Genomic DNA, 19,267 nt, shown 5'->3' with positions numbered 1-19,267 from the left:
TATGAAGCGTTTGATAACGCTGTTATACATAAAAATTGGTGGTGAAAAAAATGTATGATGAAAATGAGTGGGTAGAAAACGTTCGGATGACCCGAAGAAGACAGCAAAAACAGGCAGCACGTAAGCGGATGATCATGATTGGGGCAGCAGTTGCCGTTTTTTTGATCATAGCAGGAGGAGTAGCAGGGCTGTATTTTCACGGGAAAAATTCGTCAGATGCAAAAAGCACGACCGTAACGGAAACAACGACAAAGAAAACAGATGCGAAACAAACAAGTGAGGCATCAACTGAAACAAAAGAAACACAAACTTCTGAAGAAAAAACAGCAGATGATTTGCCAGAGCAACTCCAAGCAATCGTCAATGATTATTCGAAAAAGATGGAAGAAAAGACACCTGTGTTGATTGAAGAATACCAAACAGAAATCCAAGGAAATCAAGAGGGCATAGCTGGTTTATCCGCAGTTGCTAACCAAAAAGCACGTGAGCTCCAAGCAATCTCCGATGAAGGAATCGGAAAATTACGTGCAGCGTATCAGTCAGCAGATAATAAAGACGGTGTAGCCTTAGATACCTTGATCAATCAGCTATCGGCTAACTATACGAATCATGTCGCTAAGATTTCCGACATATATTTGCAGACGAGCGCTTCTCTTCAAGCAGAGTCAACAAGCACACAAGAAACAGCATCTTCTGAGTCTGAGACGATAGAATCAACAGAATCTTCTGGAATGCAAGCTCGAACAACGCAAGACACAACAGAAAACACTGAAACGACTACTAGCAGTACGACGTCACAGGCTGCGACAACTGTTGTTTTAGAAGGAGAAGGTCCAAATCAAATAGCTGAGCGAACTGGCGTACCAGTAGAAACGATTTTGTCACTGAATGGGATGAGTATGGATGACTATTTCCTGACTCCCGGTGAGACACTAAAATTGAATTGATAAAAGCAATAAAAAGAACGAAGACTCCCTTGATGGAAGCTTCGTTCTTTTTATTTGGCGGTTCTTTTTTCGCGTATAAAGTAATGGATCGTCATGTAAAGCAAGAAAACGAGACCAATGATTAAAGAAATCCTTGTTTCAGGATTGATAAACATGAAAATCAACACGATAGCTAAAAAAGCAAGTGTCGCATAATTCGTGTAAGGAGACAGCGGCATTTTAAAAGGATGATCATGCATTTTATCTGCGTGAGTCTTTTTGAAGCGAATCTCACTAATCAAAATCACCACCCAAGGAACCATACCAGGTAAAATACTTGAGCTGTATACGAAAACAAAGATATTTTCGGACTGGTTGATGAACATTGGCAGAAGATAGTTTAAGATCAAACCAATCAAGATTCCGCCTGAGATGGCTACGACAGGGTAAAAAGGCGCACCATGACGAGATAATTTCAGAAACTTTTTAGACATCTTTCCATTTATCGCAAGTGTATAGACCATACGGCTTGCACTGAAAATGCCTGAATTGCAACCTGATAATGCCGCTGTAATCACGACAAAATTGATCAACCCTGCAGCAAATGTAATGCCGATTTTAGAAAAAGTTTGGACAAAAGGCGAGCCAATCTCACTCAATTGATTCCACGGATAAATACTCACGATGATAAAAATGGCACCAATATAAAAAATCAAGATTCGACCGATAGTGGATTGAACAGCTTCAATGATCGTCTTTTTAGGATTCTCTGCTTCGCCAGCAGTCATTCCGATCAGTTCGATCCCTTGATAGGAAGCAACGACGATCGATAATGCAAAGAAAAAGCCTTTGACACCGCCAGTGAAGAATCCACCGTTTTTCCAAAGATTTGAAATTCCTACCGCTTGGCCATGATTACCAAATCCAAATAAAATCACCCCAAGACCTGCAATGATCATCAAAATGATTGTTATGACTTTGATGATCGAAAACCAAAATTCTAATTCGCCAAACGCCTTGACAGAAATAAGATTTGCCAGCATAAGAAATAAGACGACAATGATGCCGGGAATAATTGCTGGCAGATTGGGCCACCAATAATTCATATAAGATCCTACAGCGATTACTTCACTTATCCCTACGACAATATATTGAAAAATATTACTCCAAGCGGTCAAGTAGCCAGCCACAGGATGGATGTACTCGCTCGCGTAATTTGCAAAAGAACCAGTCGAAGGATCGACGTAAAGCATTTCGCCTAAAGCACGCATAATCAAATACAAAAAGAATCCTGCAATCGCATAAGCTCCCATCACTGAGGGCCCTGTCCAGCGTATGGTTGAGGAGGCACCCATAAACAGACCGACACCGATCGTTCCACCTAGTGCGATCATTTGGATATGACGGGCACTAAGACTCCGAGTTAACTTTTCTTCTTCCATACAAAAACTCCTTTCGTTGTTGAGTCAACAGGAAAAATAATTAAACGTTCCAATAGATAGTTGTATTATTTTTAGGTTAGCCTTATTGAACTCTTGATGTGATTCTACAGAAAATTTTCATAAAATGCGAGGAAAATTCGAAAAAAATTTTTTCATCTTTCTACTTGTAAATGCTTTCCTTTTTAGTTAAACTATATTTAAATAAAAAGTTAGGGAAACCTAAAAAGGAGTGTAGGATTTGGAACGAACGGCCATTGAAATTCAAGACCTTTCAGCCGCTTATCAAGGGAAAACTGTTTTGAAAACCATCAATTTAACAATAAAGTCACAAAAAATCACTGGTATCATCGGACCAAATGGCGCAGGAAAATCAACATTCATGAAAGCATTGCTAGAGTTGATACCAGCTTCTACTGGTAAAATCACTTTTTCAGGACAGCCAGTAAAATCAGTCCGTAAAAAGATAGCCTATGTGGAGCAGCGAAGCGAATTGGATCTTTCTTTTCCAATCGATGTGTTAGGCGTTGTACTTTTAGGGACGTATCCATCTTTACGAATCGGACAGCGGCCCGGGAAAAAAGAAAAAGAACGAGCAAGACAAGCATTAAAAAAAGTAGGGATGGAAGACTATGCCAAAAGACAGATCAGCGAACTATCGGGTGGTCAGCTTCAGAGAGTTTTTATTGCACGAGCTCTAGCTCAAGGCGCAGAGTGGATCTTTTTAGATGAACCATTCGTAGGAATCGATGCATTGAGTGAACGAAAAATCTTTGACATCTTGCAAGAGTTGAAGAATTCAGGAAAAACGATTCTGATCGTCCATCATGATCTTCATAAAGTAGAAGAATATTTCGATGAAGTTGTTCTTTTAAATAAACAGCTGATCGCTTCTGGTCCAGTACAAGAAGTCTTTACATCAAAGAATCTTCAACTGGCCTATGGTGAGATCATCGGACATTTAGTAAAAGGAGGAGAGAAAAAATGATCCAATCTTTTATTGATGGATTGATGAATTATCAATTTCTACAATATGCTTTGGTCACTTCTATGCTTGTAGGACTTGCTTCTGGAGTCATCGGTTCCTTTATTATTTTACGTGGGATGTCTTTGATGGGAGATGCTATCTCTCACGCAGTTCTTCCAGGTGTAGCCATTTCTTATATGTTTGGTTTTAGTTACATTTTTGGAGCCACTGCTTTTGGGATGTTGACAGCAGCGGTGATTGGTTTCGTGACACAGCGAAGCCGATTGAAAAATGATACAGCGATTGGGATTGTCTTTAGTTCGTTTTTTGCATTAGGGATCATCTTGATTTCATATGCTCAAAGTGCGACAGACCTGTATCATATTTTATTTGGGAATGTCTTAGCTGTTAGGGAGAGCGATCTGCTGCTGACAGCACTAGTCAGCGGAATCGTCTTGATATTTGTCTTTTTCTTCTATAAAGAATTGAAGATCACATCATTCGATCCAACAATGGCAAAAGCTTATGGGCTGAACACATCGCTGATCCATTATCTTTTGATGTTCTTTTTGACATTAGTGGCTGTAGTCAGTTTGCAGACGGTAGGAACGATCTTGGTGATTGCCATGTTGATCACACCAGCCGCCACGGCTTACTTGCTAACGAACCATTTACTGAAAATGATCATTACAGCTGCAGGAATCGGTATGTTCAGTGCCGTTGTCGGCGTATTTTTCAGTTATAGTTACAATTGGCCATCAGGAGCTACGATCGTGTTAGCATGTACCGCATTTTTTATCCTTGCTTTTTTATTTTCTCCAACAAAAGGAATTTTATTTCAGAAAGGAAGCAGATAGATGAAAACAAAGAAATCACTCTTTTTGATCCTGGCAATTAGTTTATTAGCATTAGTTGGCTGCGGAAAGCAAACTTCAAATCAAGCAGACGAAGTAAGTAAAGAAAAGCTGTCAGTCGTGGCAACCAATTCGATTTTGGCGGATATGGCAAAAGAGGTCGGAACAGATAAAATAGATATCCACAGTATCGTACCAGTCGGAACAGATCCGCATGAATATGAAGTACTACCAGAAGACATCAAAAAGGCAAGCGACGCAGATGTCATTTTGTACAACGGATTGAATCTTGAAACAGGTAACAGTTGGTTCGATAACTTGATGGAAACGGCTAAAAAAGAAGAAGGAAAAGATTATTTTGCAGTTAGCAAAAATGTAGAACCTCTTTATTTAACTAGCGGTGAAGAACATACAAAAGCGGATCCTCATGCTTGGCTAGACCTGTCTAACGGAATAAAATATGTGCAGGAAATCGCACGTATATTCTCTGAAAAAGATGCAGAAAATGCGACACATTATAAGCGAAATGCAGAAACATACGTGGAAAAACTAAAAGAATTAGATACACAAGCGAAGGAAAGTTTTGCTTCTATCGAAGAGAACAAAAAATTATTAGTAACAAGTGAAGGAGCATTCAAATATTTTTCAAGGGCTTATGATTTGCCAGCAGCATATATATGGGAAATCAACACAGAAAGCCAAGGCACGCCTGACCAAATGAAAGCAATTATTGATCAGGTAAGAGCAAAAGAAGTGCCAGTTTTATTCGTGGAAACTAGTGTAGATCCAAGAAGTATGGAACGAGTAGCAAAAGAAACGGGTTTGGAAATTTATGATAAATTGTTCACTGATTCTATAGCCAAAGAAGGGGAACAAGGAGATTCTTACTATCAGATGATGAAATGGAACATCGAAACAATCCATGAAGGTTTATCCCAAACAAAAGAGAGCTGAAAAACGCAAGGTCTGGCTTAAGGAGCGGACCTTGCGTTTTTTTTACAAGAAACCGGAAAAAATTATGATGTTTTTCGGCGTACAGATACCCTTTTTGAGAAAATTCCGTTATAGTTAGAGTAAGGAAGGAAGGTGTGGCTATGAATTTTACACGTAAAGATAAATATACGATTAAAGAAGAAGTATTTCGATTGATCAACCAGCAAGAAAATACTGACAAGGATCAAGACCTTCAATTTCTTGAAGCAGAATTAGCTAAATTATTCATAGCAAATCAAAACGAGACAACAGAACCAGATGAAGAGCTGTACATAGGCAAATGGTTGTTTGATGAATTTCAGCCTTTAGATGAAAATACCGGTATCGGTTATTTTGTGTTCCTTTCTCCAGTCGGCTTCACACCTGGCGTATTAGTTAAACAAAACGACGAAATCACCGTCAAAGCATGGCCTGCTTTGTTTTCAGTAATCAAAGCAGAAGGAGTAATCAAAAAGATCCAGTCGGCCTATTATAAAAGTCAATTTATTGCCAACAGCAAATTAATGAATATGTTTTATAACCGCCTAGTAGAAATTGCCAGACCCGGGAAGATCCCGCAAACATTCACGTATACGCAGCAAAAAAATCTCTATGAAGAAGTACTGTATTCCCGCGATCTGTCTGAGTTTTCACCATGGGAAGAGGTAAGACTCCATGAATTGTTAAGTACAAAACCAGTTTCTTTGAATTTTTTCAACGCATTGGATAACAAAAGAAAATTGATTTCGACAAATTATTGGGAAGTATTTGCTGCAAGAAAAAAATGGATGGAAGAAAAGAAGATTGCTGATCAGCAAATCCAGTTTGTCCAACTGAAAAAAGAAAAACTATATTATGGATTATACAGCCGTTAACAGCAAGCGAGGAAGACCATGACATTAAAAGAAGAAATTATACAAGAAAGCAAACGATTAGGAATTGACAAGATCGGGTTTACGACGGCGGAGCCTTTTGATTCATTAAAAGAGTCGTTGGAAGAGCAAAAAGCAGCCGGACATACTTCTGGTTTCGAACACCCAAATATCGATGAGCGACTTTACCCAGAAATGACATTTGATCAGCCAAAATCAATCATTTCCATTGCTCTTGCGTATCCTACTAGGATCCATGAAGAAGTACCTAGGGATGAAAAACGGGGGCAATTCGCTCGTGCCTCATGGGGGATCGACTATCATGATATACTGAGAGACCGATTGAATCGATTGATCGAATTCATCCAAACAAGAGCAGAAAAATGGCAAAAAGAAGAGGAATGGCGTCTAGCTCCGCAAGTAGACACTGGGGAACTGATCGATGTCGCTGTAGCACAGCGAGCTGGATTAGGATTTATCGGCCGAAACGGATTGCTGATCACCGAAGAGTTCGGTTCATTTGTCTATCTTGGTGAAATCGTCACTAATATCGTATTTGAGCCGGATAAACCAGGAGAGTTTGGTTGCGGTGACTGTATGCGCTGTGTGACTGCTTGTCCGACGAAAGCATTGCTTGGTGATGGCAGAATGAATGCACAGCGATGTTTATCTTATCAAACGCAGACAAAAGGGATGATGCCCGAAGAATATCGGAAAAAAATGCGAAATGTCATTTATGGATGCGATATCTGCCAGTTAGTCTGCCCTTACAATCAAGGAAAAGATTTTCATTTTCATGAAGAGATGGAACCAAAAATAGATGAAGTATATCCAAAATTAAAGCCGATGCTGTCGATGTCGAATAAAAATTTCAAGCAGCAATTTGGGCATTTAGCCGGTTCGTGGCGTGGAAAAAAACCTTTGCAGAGAAACGCATTGATTGCTTTAGCTAATCTAGGAGATCGAACGGCATTGCCTGAGATTTCAGAATGTTTAACGGATGTCCGCCCTGTCATCAGAGGAACAGCAGCTTGGGCTATTGGACGTCTCGGAACAAAAGAGCCAGAAAAATGGCTTGATGTATTAGATGAAACATTAGCTAAAGAATCGGAAGAAGTCGTCATAAATGAACTAGAACATGCACAAAAATTGTTGCGGAGAAAGTTAAAATAAAAAAATAGTAAGCATTATTCATTGTTTTTGTCCAGTAATTGTTGTAACAATTACTGGTTTTTTTGTATTTTTTACGTTTTTTTAATAGAATTTGATAAAAATCAAACATTTTTTTCCTTTTTTTTATGGATTATTGCAGTAAATATTACAGAAAACGTGTTTTTTATTCAAAAATAAAAAAACACAGAAAAACGATTACTTTGCTTATATAACAACGATCTGATGGTTTTACATCAAAAAAATTTTTGTTCAAATGTTACAAATATTAAATAATCCGTCATTTTGTCATTAAATGTCATGATTCTTTTACCTATGAAATATTTCTAAATGATAAAGTTAATAGCGTCGAAAGAATAAAAAACGGAGAAAAAAAGGAGTTTAATATGAATTCATTTAAGAAAATTGTTTTAGGTACAACTTTTGCTGCTGGTGCTACTGCAATGTTTGTAGGAACTACAAATGCTCACGCTGATGAAGTTTACACAGTAAAATCAGGTGATTCATTATCTAAGATTTCACAAAAATTTGCAGGAGACAACTCAATGATCGATGCAATTGCTGAAAAGAATTCAATTGCAGACATCAACCGCATTTATGTTGGTGAACAATTAACAATCCCAACTTCAAATGATTCTTCAGCAACAACAGAAAGCAACACAACAGAAAATACAGCATCTACAACTGAAACAGCAACGCAAGAACATACATACGTTGCACCTGTTGAAACAGTTGAAGTAGCTCCTGCTGCCCCAGCTGTTGCAACGGCGCCAACTTCAAGCTCTGCAAAAGAATGGATCGCACAAAAAGAATCAGGCGGTTCATACACAGCTACTAACGGACGTTACATCGGCCGTTACCAATTAGATGCTTCATACTTAAACGGCGACTATTCAGCTGCCAATCAAGAACGTGTAGCAGAACAATACGTAACATCTCGTTATGGTTCATGGGATGCTGCTAAAACATTCTGGTTAGCAAACGGTTGGTACTAAGCCGATAAAAGAAAAATGATGAAACCGAGAGTCTTGTTTATTCAAGTTCTCGGTTTTTTTTATGAAAAATAAATGATTTGTTTCCCTCTGCACAGCAGTACAAATAAAAACTCGGATAATGTATAATAAAGAAAACGCTTTTTTGTTTAGGGGATGAGGAGGAGCCATGAGTACAAAAGAGAGTCTCGAACTAGAGAAAATCACAAGTGAAAATCCACTGTTATCCAGTATTCGATCCATTGTTGAAACGGCATTCTACGGTAATAATGTGCAAAAAGTTTTTGACAGGGAAACAGCTTATCAACTAGCAAAAGGGAGTCCAGGAACGATCATCACAGATTTAACGGTCTCACATGCTGAAGAACTAGATTTACCAGCTGACGCTAGGACACTAGTATTCAATGATGGGAGTATTGTAGGAAGAACAGCAAGTGCTCGGCGTATCTTTGAGGACTTGGACAAGGAGCAAAGTAAATATGAGAAGATCTTGAGAGAAGCCGTGTATCAAAGTCGAAAGCGACAATTTTATCATACAAAAGTAATCGTTGGTCTATCTGAAGAATTTTCTGTACAAAGTCATTTGTTGATTCCAGAAGGATTTGAGAACAATCTGTATTCTTATATACTGAATTTTCAGCCAGCGAATGCGAAGATTTTGGCTACTTATCAAAAATCTGTGTCCTTTGACGAGGGAGATCTTTATATCTTTTGTGATCCCGAATGGACGCATGAAGCCTTTCCCAATGGACTCGTTTTATTTGATTCTCTCCATAATACAGCTGCTGTGCTAGGATTACGTTACTTTGGGGAATTAAAAAAAGCGACTTTGACGCTTGCTTGGGCATTGGGGAGTCGCAATGGTTTTATTGCCTGTCATGGCGGGATGAAACAATATACTAGTAATGATCAGACTTATACGATGGCTGTATTTGGGTTGTCCGGTTCTGGAAAATCAACGATCACCTTAGCACAACATTCGGAAGGGCACTCTGTTACGATCCTACATGACGATGCTTTTGTTATTTCTAGAAAAAATGGTTTTGCTACTGCCTTGGAACCTTCTTACTTTGATAAAACACAAGACTATCCGTCTGATGACCCGGCCATTTCTTTTTTCCTTACTTGTCAGAATGTGGGCGTGACATGTACAAGTAAAGGAGAAAAAGTTCTAGTGACAGGAGATATACGAAACGGAAATGGACGGACAGTCAAATCACGTTATGCGACACCAGACCGAGTCAATCATCTTAGCGAAAAGATCGATGCTGTTTTTTGGATCATGAAAGATGATTCACTTCCGCCAATTATCAAGATCAATGACCCGGTTTTAGCAGCGTCTTTTGGTGCAACATTAGCAACAAAACGATCAGATGCGGAAAATATCACTACAAAAAGACAGCTAGATGAGTTAGTCATTGAACCATTTGCTAATCCTTTCCGTGTCTATCCTCTTAGGGAAGACTATCAAGCTTTTCGAGAGTTGTTTTTGAAACAGCAAACAGCCTGCTATGTCTTGAATACTGGATACTTCGATGATAAAAAAATTAAACCTGAAACGACATTGTCAATCGTTGAAAGAATCGTGCAAGAAACGGCAGAATTCAAGTCGTTTGGTCCGTTTGAAGATATCCACTATTTACCTATACCAGATTTTCCTGTTTCTTTTGAGGATACATCCTATAAAAATCTGGTGAAACAACGACTTGATATTCGTTTACGATTCATTGAAGCTCAGATAGGAAAAAATCTCTTGCCAGATGAAGCAAAAGAAAGTTTGGAGAATTTGATTCAGAAATTGAACTAAAATAACAGCTTTTTCAAGAAGTAATCTATGCGCAATATCGCTCGGGATTCTTACTTGAAAAAGCTGTTTTTCTATGATGGATTTTTCGTAATATAGGTGGAGATGTCCTTTTGATAATCTTCCGTAGGCCAATGACCAGTATTTAAGAAGTTGGCTAATAGATAGCCGATATAAGGACCTGTCGTCAAACCAGAAGAGCCTAGACCGCTAGCAGCCAGTAGACTTGGGTCATCTGGCAATACGCCGAAGAATGGGGAAAAATCTGACGTATAGGCACGGGTGCCTACACGGAACTCGTATGGCCAGTTTTTTATCTGATCTGAATCAGCCAAGAACTGTTCTGTACTCTTAGTCAATCCCTTATAAGCTTCGCTAGTAGGAGCCAAATCCCAGCCTTGATCGTTCTCATGGGTAGCACCTAAAAGGATCTTTCCGTCCATGAAAGGAATGAAATCAGCTTCTCCGTCAAGCATAGCAACAGGCCAGTCTTGACTCATCTTATAAGATGTCTGAAATGCTAAAAGCTGCCCTTTTTGCGGACGTATATCTGCAGAATAGCCTAAATTTTTTAATAGAGGCTTAAGTGCAGGACCAGGTGTCAAGATTACGCGGTCAGCTGTGTATTCTCCAAATGGTCCCTTGATGAGCCAAGAATCGTTCTTCTTATGCAAGGTGACTTTTGCCTGGATCTGCTCGATTTGTTTTTGTACTAAACGCTGACCAAGATGTTCTAAATATGCTTTTCCATCCAGACGACCGCCACCACTGATACGCAGTGAAACTGCTGGCTTCAATAACGGAAGAGCTTGGGATGTCTGTTCAGGTGAAAGCCATTCGATGTTTCCAATTTCTGGTGCTTCTTCTTTTCGTTTCTCCGCAAGAACAGCTAATTCAGCTAAATCTTTTTCAGGTCGAAGCAAAAGTGTCCCTGATTGTGCATAAATCGTTTGATCAAGTTGGAAATCTTTTATGAGTTTAGGGAAAAAAGCAGCGCCGTCTTTAGCCAGACGATACCATTGTTTGTTTCTGCGTTTTGACAACCAAGGGGAGATGATCCCAGCGCTTGCTTTCGTTGCCTGTCCTGTCCCTTCATCAAACAAAGCAACATCGAATGTTGATGTGTCCAAGTAATTGGCTAGGGTCATACCAATGATCCCGCCACCGATAATGGCAATTTTTTCCATAAAAAAGCCTCCTTTTACAAACAACCATTTTCACACAAAAAAACGGCAGATGCAACACCTGCCGTATATGGAAACTACGCTTTTTTAGCAAAAAACAGAGAATAGACGAATCGAGCAAAGCTGATAAGAAGCAACAGCAATAAGACGCCCAATGCCGCTTTTGATCCTAATGTAGTAGACACTTCGTAACTATGGGAAGTATGATGCTGAACATAATTGATAATAACCGCTACTAATGAAGTAGCCACAGCACCAGAAAACTGTTGCAAGGTATTGAACATTGCATTCCCGTCTCCTTGCAGTTCTTCATTCAGTGCATTCATTCCAGTCGTCATCATATTGCTGTAAGACAATCCTATACCGACCATATAAAAAACATGACAGGCAATCAATACACCCAATGAAGCGTGTCCGATAAGCAGGAATAATGCTAGCCAACCAATCAAAGAAAGGATCAGTCCAGCAAAAATTGGCTTCTTCGGACCATATTGATCCAGCATTTTACCAGAAAAAGGAGAAAGCAAAGCACCAACCGCTGCACCGGGAAGCATGGCTAATCCAGCGACAAAAGGACTTCTTCCTTGAACGATCTGAAGGAAATTCGGTAAGACAAAAGACACACCAAGTAATAAAAACTGATAAACCAAGAAACCAATCAAAAACAAACGGAATGTTTTATTTGAAAGAATGGACAGTCGGATCAGCGGATGTTCCACTTTTTTACTTCGATAGTAAAATAGGAACCAGCCAATCCCGCCAATGATCAAAGCAATCCAACTAGAAAGTGTTCCCAACGTACTCAAAAATGTCAGACTTCCACTAAACAAAAGAAAGATTCCTAAAACGCTCCACCAATCCAAATAACCATTTTTTTGTACTGCCATCTCGGGAATAGCAAACCAGCCGATAATCAAAGAAAGGATCAAAATGGGCACAAGAAACAGGAAAATATGATTCCATGTAAAATGGGAAGTCATAATGCCTCCGTAAGTGGGGCCAATCGCTGGAGCAATGGCCGTTGTCAAAGTACCGACACCCATCATCGCGCCTCGTCGATTGAGGGGGGCAAATGTCAAGATAATATGGAACATCAACGGAAGAGCGATACCTGTCGCTGCCCCTTGGAGCAATCGACCAAACAATAGGACCATGAAGGTAGGAGAGAAGAAGTCGATCATTATACCTGCCAAGAAAAGCAGATTTGAAGCTAAAAAGAGTTTTTTGAGACTAAAATTGCGATTCAAATAAGTAGATAGCGGAACAATGATCGAAATCATCAAAAGATAAATCGTTGTTACCCATTGGACTTGTGCGGTCGTTAAATCAAACTGTCTAATAAGAGTGGGGAAAGTTACATTCATGGCCGTCTCGATCAATACGCCCGCAAAAGACATCATCCCTGTTGCAATTACTGCAGGTACTAAAAGCAGCTGTTTTTGTTTCGTCATTTACATCACCTCTAAAAAATTTCGTAAAAAAAGAGAGTGATTTCTATTATAAAAATAGAAACCGCCTCTCTCTCGACACGCCGAAACGTGTTATCTGTACGATTTATTTACTTAACTTATTCTAGCACAAACTGAAAAATAGTGTCAACACGATTAGCCAAGTCACTCAAAAAGAGGTATGATAATAAATAACTAAATGGAATTTCTCGGAGGAAGAAAAATGGAAAAAATCGAATGGCGTAAAGACAAGAGCTATAGTATGAAAAAAAGCCCGCAAATACTAGAGGTTCCTAAAAAACCATTCTTTAGCATCAGAGGGATCGGGGACCCGAATCAGGAAGACTTTAAACGAAGAGTAGCCTGTCTATATGCAGTCAGCTATGCAATACGCATGTCGCCTAAAAAAAATTGGCTGATTCCTGATTATCAGCTGTATACTGTCTATCCATTGGAAGGACAATGGGGACTGCAAGAAAAGTATTTGCATGAACCAGTGATGAAAAAAGAACATTTTTCTTATCAATTGATGATCCGACAGCCTGACTTTGTTACAGAAGCGATAGCACAAGAAGCCATTCAGCGTTCTCTGAGCAAACTTCCGGAAGACTTGAGAGAACAAGTAGCATTCGGAAAGATGGAAGAAGGTCTTTGTGCCCAAATCTTACACATCGGTTCCTATGATGAAGAACCAGAATCCTTTGAGAAATTAGAAGCATTCATTGCAGAAGAAGGCTATCAAAGAACTTCTAAAGAACATAAAGAAATCTATATCAGCGATCCACGAAAATCTGCACCTGAAAAAATGAAGACGATTTTGCGTGTCAAAATAGAAAAAGGATAGCAACCTGAATAAAACCGAAAAAATAAAAGTAAAAAATACCAAAATAAGAAGAAATATTACTTGTCTTTTGCTATAATCAATATTGAGAGGTGTCTAATATGAAAAAAAAACAGCGACAAGCATTGATCCGCCAAATGATTACAGAACAACCGATTGGGACACAGGAAGAGCTGCTTACACGGTTGCATGAAGCAGGTGCCGATGTGACTCAAGCTACGATTTCTCGAGACATCAGAGAAATGAAGTTAGTAAAAAGCCAAAATGAAAATAAAATAGTATGCTATACATTATTTAACCAACCATCTGTTTCTTTAAATGAAGAACGTTTGCGTACGGCAATTAGGCGTGAGGTTTTACGTATACAGTCTGTTCAATTCATGGTTATCGTATTGACTGAACGAAATGGCGCTGATGTGGTAACGAATTGGATAGACGAAGTTGCTTATCCCGAAGTTGTTGGAACGATGGCAGGTGTAGATACATTCATTATTATTTGCCGCTCAGAAGAAGAAGCACAGCGATTTGCGGAAAAATTAGAAAAAATGAGGGAATAAATGAGGAGGACTTTTATATGCAAGATATGAAAGCGCTACAAAATGGATCGGATATTCGAGGGATTGCATTACCAGTTGAAGGTCATGAAGTCAATTTGACGACAGACAGGGTAGAAAAGATCGGCTGGGGACTAGCAAACTGGCTAAAGAAAAAGAAGAAATCAACTAATCCGACTAAAAAATGGACGATTGGGATTGGTCATGACAGCAGGATCAGCGGACCAGCACTAAAAGAGGCGTTGATCCAAAGTCTGAAAGAACAAGGGATACATGTCATTGATTTCGAATTAGCTACTACGCCAGCTATGTTTATGTCCACTCAATTTGAACAATTCTCATGCGATGCTGCGGTCATGCTGACTGCTAGCCATCTTCCTTATTATTACAACGGAATAAAATTTTTTACCTCAGAAGGAGGAGCAGAAAAAGAAGATATTGCTTATATCCTGTCACAACAGCAAAAAATAAACAGTGAACAAGTAGGAAGTGTGGAAAAAGCAGACCTTTTGATACCTTATGCGCAAGATTTAGTCACAAAAATCAAAAAAGGGATGAGAACACAAGATGACAAACCACTAAAAGGTTGGAAAATCATCGTGGATGCTGGAAATGGTGCTGGAGGATTCTTTGCTGAAAAAGTATTGAATAGCTTAGGCGCTGATACAACAGGATCTCAATTTTTGGAACCAGATGGTCGATTTCCTAATCACATCCCCAACCCTGATAACAAAGAAGCGATGGAAAGTATCAAGCAGGCTGTTTTAGCAAATGAAGCAGATCTTGGGATCATTTTTGACACAGATGTGGATCGTTCAGCTGTGGTCAGTGCTTCTGGAACAGTCATCAATCGAAATAATTTGATCGCAGTATTAAGTACGATCGTATTAAAAGAACATCCAGAAACAAGGATCGTAACGAATTCGCCTACTTCTTCTCATCTACAAAAATTCATTGAAGAAAAAGGAGGTACCCAAATTCGTTATATTTCCGGCTATCGAAATGTAATCAATAAAGCATTAGAACTTAATCGTCTTGGGAAAGATACACAGCTAGCCATCGAAACAAGCGGACACGCTGCATTCAAGGAAAATTATTTTCTGGATGATGGTGCATATGTCATCGCGAAGATCCTGATGCTTTTGCCAGAATTAAAAAGAAAAGGTATCACATTAGATGAACAAATCAAAGAGTTGAAACAGCCCGTAGAAGTACAAGAAATCCGACTAAAATTGTTCAGCGATGAACCACGCGAACAAGGAAACAAGATATTAGAAGAAATGAAGCGACTGCTGGAAGAAGAAAAAGGGATGAACTTCGACCCGGCAAATGAAGAAGGTATTCGGTATAATCTGCAAGAACCTTATGGAAGCGGTTGGTTTTTGATTCGTTTAAGCTTACATGAGCCGTTGTTAGTATTGCAGATAGAAAATGACGAAAGCGGAAAGAACCAGCTAGTGTTAGAAAAACTAGCAAACTTATTCGGACATTTTTCTGATCTTGGATCATTACCAGCAGAATAAACCAAACTTCTTGAAAGGTAGTTGCTTGGACAACAAAAAAAGTGGTAAGGTTAAACCGAGTGCTGGTAAGGTGGCCAGCAAAAGGAGGAAAAAAATGGTAACGAATATGGTTATTTTTTTAACAGTATTGGTCTATGGGGTCAACTTTCTGGTATATATGTATCTTAAAATCAATCATATAAAAGATTATTTAGAAAAGATTGCTATTTATTTTGGAACGAATATGACCCTGTTGTTCACGAGTGGCATCTTTTTGTTTTTTGGAAAAATAGTAGAAGACGGTATTCTGGTATTTGAATAAGCAGAATTTTTGTAGAAAGCGCCTTACTTGTCATACACTATAACTATAGCAAGTAGCAAATGGTCAATCGAAAGGAGCAGTACAATGAAAAAAGCATACGAAACAGCAATGATTAACCATGGCGGGCGCAATGGAGAAGTCGAGGCACCCAATGGCTCGATGCATATGAAAATCACTCCTCCGGGAATCCATGCAGAAGGAACAAATCCAGAACAATTATTTGCAGCAGGTTATGCTTCTTGTTTCAATGGGGCAGTACAACATATGATCAAAGAAGCAGGAATGACCGCAGAGTCCACAGTAAAAGCACGTGTCTCTCTTTATAAATTAGATGATGGCGGCTATCAGATCGGTGTAGTATTAGAAGTGCATATCGATGGCATCAGCGAAGAAGAAGCCCAAAAAATTGCAGAAGATGCGCATGAATTCTGCCCTTACTCCAAAGCAACTAGAGGAAATATCGACGTAGAAGTAACGATTGTTTAGAAGAATAAAGGAAATCGAACCAGACTAAAAACGTGAAAGGACCGCTTTTTGTCTGGTTTTTTTGACAAACAAAGCAGATGATTTGGAAAATAGACGATTATCGGTTATCATATTTTTGTACCAATCGGTAGGTAAAGAAGAAGCGAGGGAAAAAGGATGGAAAAATATCAAAATATTGTGATCGGTTTTGGAAAAGGCGGTAAGACTTTAGCGAAGGCGTTAGCTTCAAAAGGCGAATCGGTTTTAGTTGTTGAAAAGTCAACACGTATGTATGGCGGAACATGTATCAACATCGGCTGTATTCCTTCTAAATCATTGATTTTCAATGGAGAAAGAGGAATCGATTTTACAGAGGCTGTTGCTCGGAAAGAAAAATTGACGGGCATGCTTCGTGCCAAAAATTATCATATGATTAGCGATGAGGCGACTGGGACAGTGATGGACGGCACAGCACGTTTTCTTTCTAACCATCAAATCGAAGTAACGAATAATGGTGAAAAAGTGATTGTTGAAGGCGAACGGATTTTCATCAATACTGGTTCTGAACCAATCATTTTACCAATCAAAGGATTGAATACAAGTCGCTACTTGATTGATTCTACGCAAGCAATGGATCAGGAACAATTACCGGAAAAATTAGTGATCATTGGAGCTGGATATATTGGTCTGGAATTTGCATCAATGTTCAATGAATACGGATCTAAAGTTGTCGTTCTTGATGCCCATCCTGAATTTCTTCCACGTGAAGATGAAGACATTGCACAAATGATTTTAGAAGATTTGACGAATGCAGGGATCGAGTTCCACTTAGGTGTGACTGTTGATGAAGTAGCAGACCAAGAATCAACAGCTGCCGTTACCTTTACAGAAGATGGTCAAAAAGTAACGATTGAAGCATCTAAAGTTTTAGCAGCAACTGGCCGAAAAGCTAATACAGCTTCTCTTGGATTAGAAAATACAGATGTTAAACTGACTGATCGCGGAGCAATCGCTGTAGATGAATACCTTCGTACAGATGCGGAAAACATTTGGGCGATTGGAGACGTCAAAGGCGGACTGCAGTTCACTTATATCTCTTTAGATGATTATCGAATTATCATGGATCAGTTGAAAGGCGAAAATACACGAACAACGAATAACCGGAAAGCTGTGCCTTACAGTGTATTTATCACTCCGACTTTATCTAATGTAGGATTAACAGAAAAACAAGCCAAAGCACAAGGCGTCAATTACAAATTATTCAAGTATATGACAAGCGGTGTTCCTAAAGCACAAGTATTAGAAGATCCTAAAGGGGTATTCAAAGTTTTAGTTGATCCTGAAACTGACTTGATTCTAGGCGCAAGTATCTATGCGGAAGATTCTCATGAAGTCATCAACTTGATTTCGCTAGCTATGAATGGAAAACTTCCTTATACGTTATTGAGAGATCAAATCTATTCTCATCCAACAATGAGTGAAGCTCTAAATGATGTATTAAAATAAATAACGAATGGAGAATTTAGCATGTTCAACAACAAAAATACAGCAGTAGTTCTAACTGACCCGCAAGTCGAGTTCTTGAAACCAGCAGGCGGTGGCTTTGGTTTGACAAAAGATATCTTAGAAAAATACAATACGATCGAAAATATGATCGAAATGGTGAAACAAGCAAAAGAAAAAGGATACAAACTCTTTATTTCTCCTCATTATTTTTATCCACATGACCATAAATGGCAATTTGGCGGTGCAGGAGAACATATGATGCTTGAGCAGCAGATGTTTGCTAGAAAAAGTCAATATGAACCAGTGGAAGAAGGTTCAGGAGCCGATTTTATCGAAGAATTGAAACCATATTTGGATGAAAATACGATCATCAGCTCTCCTCATAAAATCTTTGGACCAGAAAGCAACGACTTAGCGCTTCAATTGAGAAAAAATGGAATCGACACAGTAATTCTCGGTGGAATGAACGGAAACTTGTGTAGCGATTCCCATATGCGTGAATTGGTAGAGAGTGGATTCAATGTTGTGGTAGCGACAGATGCAATTGGTGCTCCTGGCCAAGAAGCAATGGATGCAGCGTTGACGAACTTTGGTTTTATTGCAGATCAAGTGATGACAACAGAGGAAGTATTAGAGCAACTATCATAAGATAGGAACTGCTTTTGTCCTCGCAGTTCTTGAATCAATGAACATCTAGCTACAAGAGAACAGTTTTATAGTGAGGACTGTGTCAGATAATTTGGCATAGCCCTTTTTAAACGATTAGGAAGATAAAATGATGAATTTATTGTATAATATAGGACTATGAGAGATGAAAAAGGAGAATATCATTGAAAACAAAGGAAAAGATCTTGGAAGCGACCAAAGATCTTATTTATAAAAAAGGCTATCACGAAACGTCAATCCGGGATATTCTAGCAGCTTCTGATACGGGGAAAGGGCAATTTTATTATTACTTTTCTTCAAAAAAAGAAGTTTGTCTAGCGGTGATCCATGCGCATATGGACATGTGGCAGACAGAGTTGTTTGAAGACATCTTAAATGCTGGAAAACAGCCAGAAGAAGCACTAGAAGAAATGTTGGATTGGATTTTCGCTGATCATGAGGCACAAATCACTTATCATGGCTGTCCTGTGGGGAATTTGATTATTGAGTTGAGTACAGTGGATGAAGAATTCCGTCTATTGCTACTAGAATTAGTCAATCAATGGGTCAAGTATACGAAACAAAATATCTTGGCACTTTCTGAAGAAAAACTGTCCGATGCAGAGGCAGACCGTCAAGCCAAAGCGTTGATTGCTGAAATCCAGGGCAGTATCTTATTGTTGAAAGTCACACAAGATCTATCACTACTTAGACAGAATTTTCAATTGATCAAAGAAAGATTGTTAACTTCGCAAAAGGTTCTTTAATAATTAGAGGTTGTGACAGAAGTGGTCAGCTTCAAGA

The 19,267-nt window shown here is 39.0% G+C and carries 19 protein-coding genes; 16 read left to right on the top strand and 3 right to left on the bottom strand.

All coding sequences use genetic code 11. The annotated features are described in order from the left end of the window. Positions 1–50 precede the first annotated feature (50 nt). Complete coding sequence (locus HMPREF2731_RS01525; protein WP_070872167.1) at positions 51–947, top strand: LysM peptidoglycan-binding domain-containing protein; 897 nt, start codon at positions 51–53, stop codon at positions 945–947. 50 nt (positions 948–997) lie between these two features. Here the strand turns inward: HMPREF2731_RS01525 and HMPREF2731_RS01520 are convergent, their stop codons facing one another. Further along, a complete protein-coding gene (locus HMPREF2731_RS01520) occupies positions 998–2,368 on the bottom strand; it encodes an amino acid permease (protein ID WP_002308133.1) in 1,371 nt (456 codons plus the stop codon). A gap of 238 nt (positions 2,369–2,606) precedes the next feature. Here HMPREF2731_RS01520 and HMPREF2731_RS01515 point away from each other — a divergent pair, with 238 nt between their 5' ends. From HMPREF2731_RS01515 to HMPREF2731_RS01485, 7 genes are all read left to right on the top strand, one after another. Further along, positions 2,607–3,353 carry a metal ABC transporter ATP-binding protein gene (locus tag HMPREF2731_RS01515; RefSeq protein ID WP_070872165.1) on the top strand — a complete coding sequence of 249 codons (747 nt, stop codon included), beginning with the start codon at positions 2,607–2,609 and terminating at the stop codon, positions 3,351–3,353. After that, positions 3,350–4,189 (top strand): metal ABC transporter permease, encoded by an 840-nt coding sequence (locus HMPREF2731_RS01510; protein ID WP_002308137.1) that lies wholly within the window; start codon positions 3,350–3,352, stop codon positions 4,187–4,189. The genes HMPREF2731_RS01515 and HMPREF2731_RS01510 overlap by 4 nt, the downstream gene beginning before the upstream one ends. After that, complete coding sequence (locus HMPREF2731_RS01505; protein WP_002316514.1) at positions 4,190–5,140, top strand: Mn/Fe ABC transporter substrate-binding lipoprotein EfaA; 951 nt, start codon at positions 4,190–4,192, stop codon at positions 5,138–5,140. It abuts the gene before it with no gap. 140 nt (positions 5,141–5,280) lie between these two features. Next, a complete protein-coding gene (locus HMPREF2731_RS01500) occupies positions 5,281–6,033 on the top strand; it encodes a hypothetical protein (protein WP_002308140.1) in 753 nt (250 codons plus the stop codon). 18 nt (positions 6,034–6,051) lie between these two features. Then, positions 6,052–7,203 (top strand): tRNA epoxyqueuosine(34) reductase QueG, encoded by a 1,152-nt coding sequence (gene queG / locus HMPREF2731_RS01495; protein ID WP_002308144.1) that lies wholly within the window; start codon positions 6,052–6,054, stop codon positions 7,201–7,203. A gap of 383 nt (positions 7,204–7,586) precedes the next feature. Beyond that, positions 7,587–8,195, top strand: a complete 609-nt coding sequence (locus HMPREF2731_RS01490) for an aggregation-promoting factor (protein WP_002308148.1) — start codon at positions 7,587–7,589, stop codon at positions 8,193–8,195. Between the two features lie 166 nt (positions 8,196–8,361). Next, the gene (locus HMPREF2731_RS01485) at positions 8,362–9,999 is read left to right on the top strand and encodes a phosphoenolpyruvate carboxykinase (ATP) (protein WP_002313344.1); all 1,638 of its coding nucleotides are present in this window, start codon (positions 8,362–8,364) and stop codon (positions 9,997–9,999) included. Between the two features lie 71 nt (positions 10,000–10,070). Here HMPREF2731_RS01485 and HMPREF2731_RS01480 read toward each other — a convergent pair whose 3' ends face one another. Continuing rightward, the gene (locus HMPREF2731_RS01480; RefSeq protein WP_002313345.1) at positions 10,071–11,183 is read right to left on the bottom strand and encodes an NAD(P)/FAD-dependent oxidoreductase; all 1,113 of its coding nucleotides are present in this window, start codon (positions 11,181–11,183) and stop codon (positions 10,071–10,073) included. Between the two features lie 74 nt (positions 11,184–11,257). Continuing rightward, a complete protein-coding gene (locus HMPREF2731_RS01475) occupies positions 11,258–12,631 on the bottom strand; it encodes an MFS transporter (RefSeq protein ID WP_002320180.1) in 1,374 nt (457 codons plus the stop codon). A 220-nt stretch (positions 12,632–12,851) separates the two neighbouring features. Here HMPREF2731_RS01475 and HMPREF2731_RS01470 point away from each other — a divergent pair, with 220 nt between their 5' ends. From HMPREF2731_RS01470 to HMPREF2731_RS01435, 8 genes are all read left to right on the top strand, one after another. Further along, a complete protein-coding gene (locus HMPREF2731_RS01470; protein ID WP_070872163.1) occupies positions 12,852–13,472 on the top strand; it encodes a GyrI-like domain-containing protein in 621 nt (206 codons plus the stop codon). A gap of 98 nt (positions 13,473–13,570) precedes the next feature. Beyond that, positions 13,571–14,026: an arginine repressor gene (locus HMPREF2731_RS01465; RefSeq protein WP_070872161.1), complete on the top strand. Its 456-nt coding sequence runs from the start codon at positions 13,571–13,573 to the stop codon at positions 14,024–14,026. A 17-nt stretch (positions 14,027–14,043) separates the two neighbouring features. Beyond that, entirely contained in the window at positions 14,044–15,546 is a 1,503-nt protein-coding gene (locus HMPREF2731_RS01460; protein ID WP_002313348.1) for a phosphohexomutase domain-containing protein, read from the top strand. Positions 15,547–15,640: 94 nt separating this feature from the next. After that, on the top strand, positions 15,641–15,847 hold the full coding sequence (locus HMPREF2731_RS01455) for a hypothetical protein (protein ID WP_002308156.1): 207 nt from the start codon (positions 15,641–15,643) through the stop codon (positions 15,845–15,847). A gap of 84 nt (positions 15,848–15,931) precedes the next feature. Beyond that, complete coding sequence (locus HMPREF2731_RS01450) at positions 15,932–16,333, top strand: organic hydroperoxide resistance protein (protein WP_070872159.1); 402 nt, start codon at positions 15,932–15,934, stop codon at positions 16,331–16,333. A gap of 156 nt (positions 16,334–16,489) precedes the next feature. Continuing rightward, a complete protein-coding gene (locus HMPREF2731_RS01445) occupies positions 16,490–17,818 on the top strand; it encodes an FAD-containing oxidoreductase (protein WP_002308157.1) in 1,329 nt (442 codons plus the stop codon). A 21-nt stretch (positions 17,819–17,839) separates the two neighbouring features. Next, positions 17,840–18,466: a cysteine hydrolase family protein gene (locus HMPREF2731_RS01440; protein WP_002300333.1), complete on the top strand. Its 627-nt coding sequence runs from the start codon at positions 17,840–17,842 to the stop codon at positions 18,464–18,466. Positions 18,467–18,648: 182 nt separating this feature from the next. Then, positions 18,649–19,230 carry a TetR/AcrR family transcriptional regulator gene (locus tag HMPREF2731_RS01435; protein WP_002308158.1) on the top strand — a complete coding sequence of 194 codons (582 nt, stop codon included), beginning with the start codon at positions 18,649–18,651 and terminating at the stop codon, positions 19,228–19,230. Positions 19,231–19,267: the final 37 nt, after the last annotated feature.

This window comes from Enterococcus sp. HMSC072F02 (assembly GCF_001837725.1).
GTDB classification, from domain to species: Bacteria; Bacillota; Bacilli; order Lactobacillales; family Enterococcaceae; genus Enterococcus_B; species Enterococcus_B lactis.
Note: the sequence above shows the minus strand (reverse complement) of the source record. Positions and strands in the feature narration are given on the sequence as shown.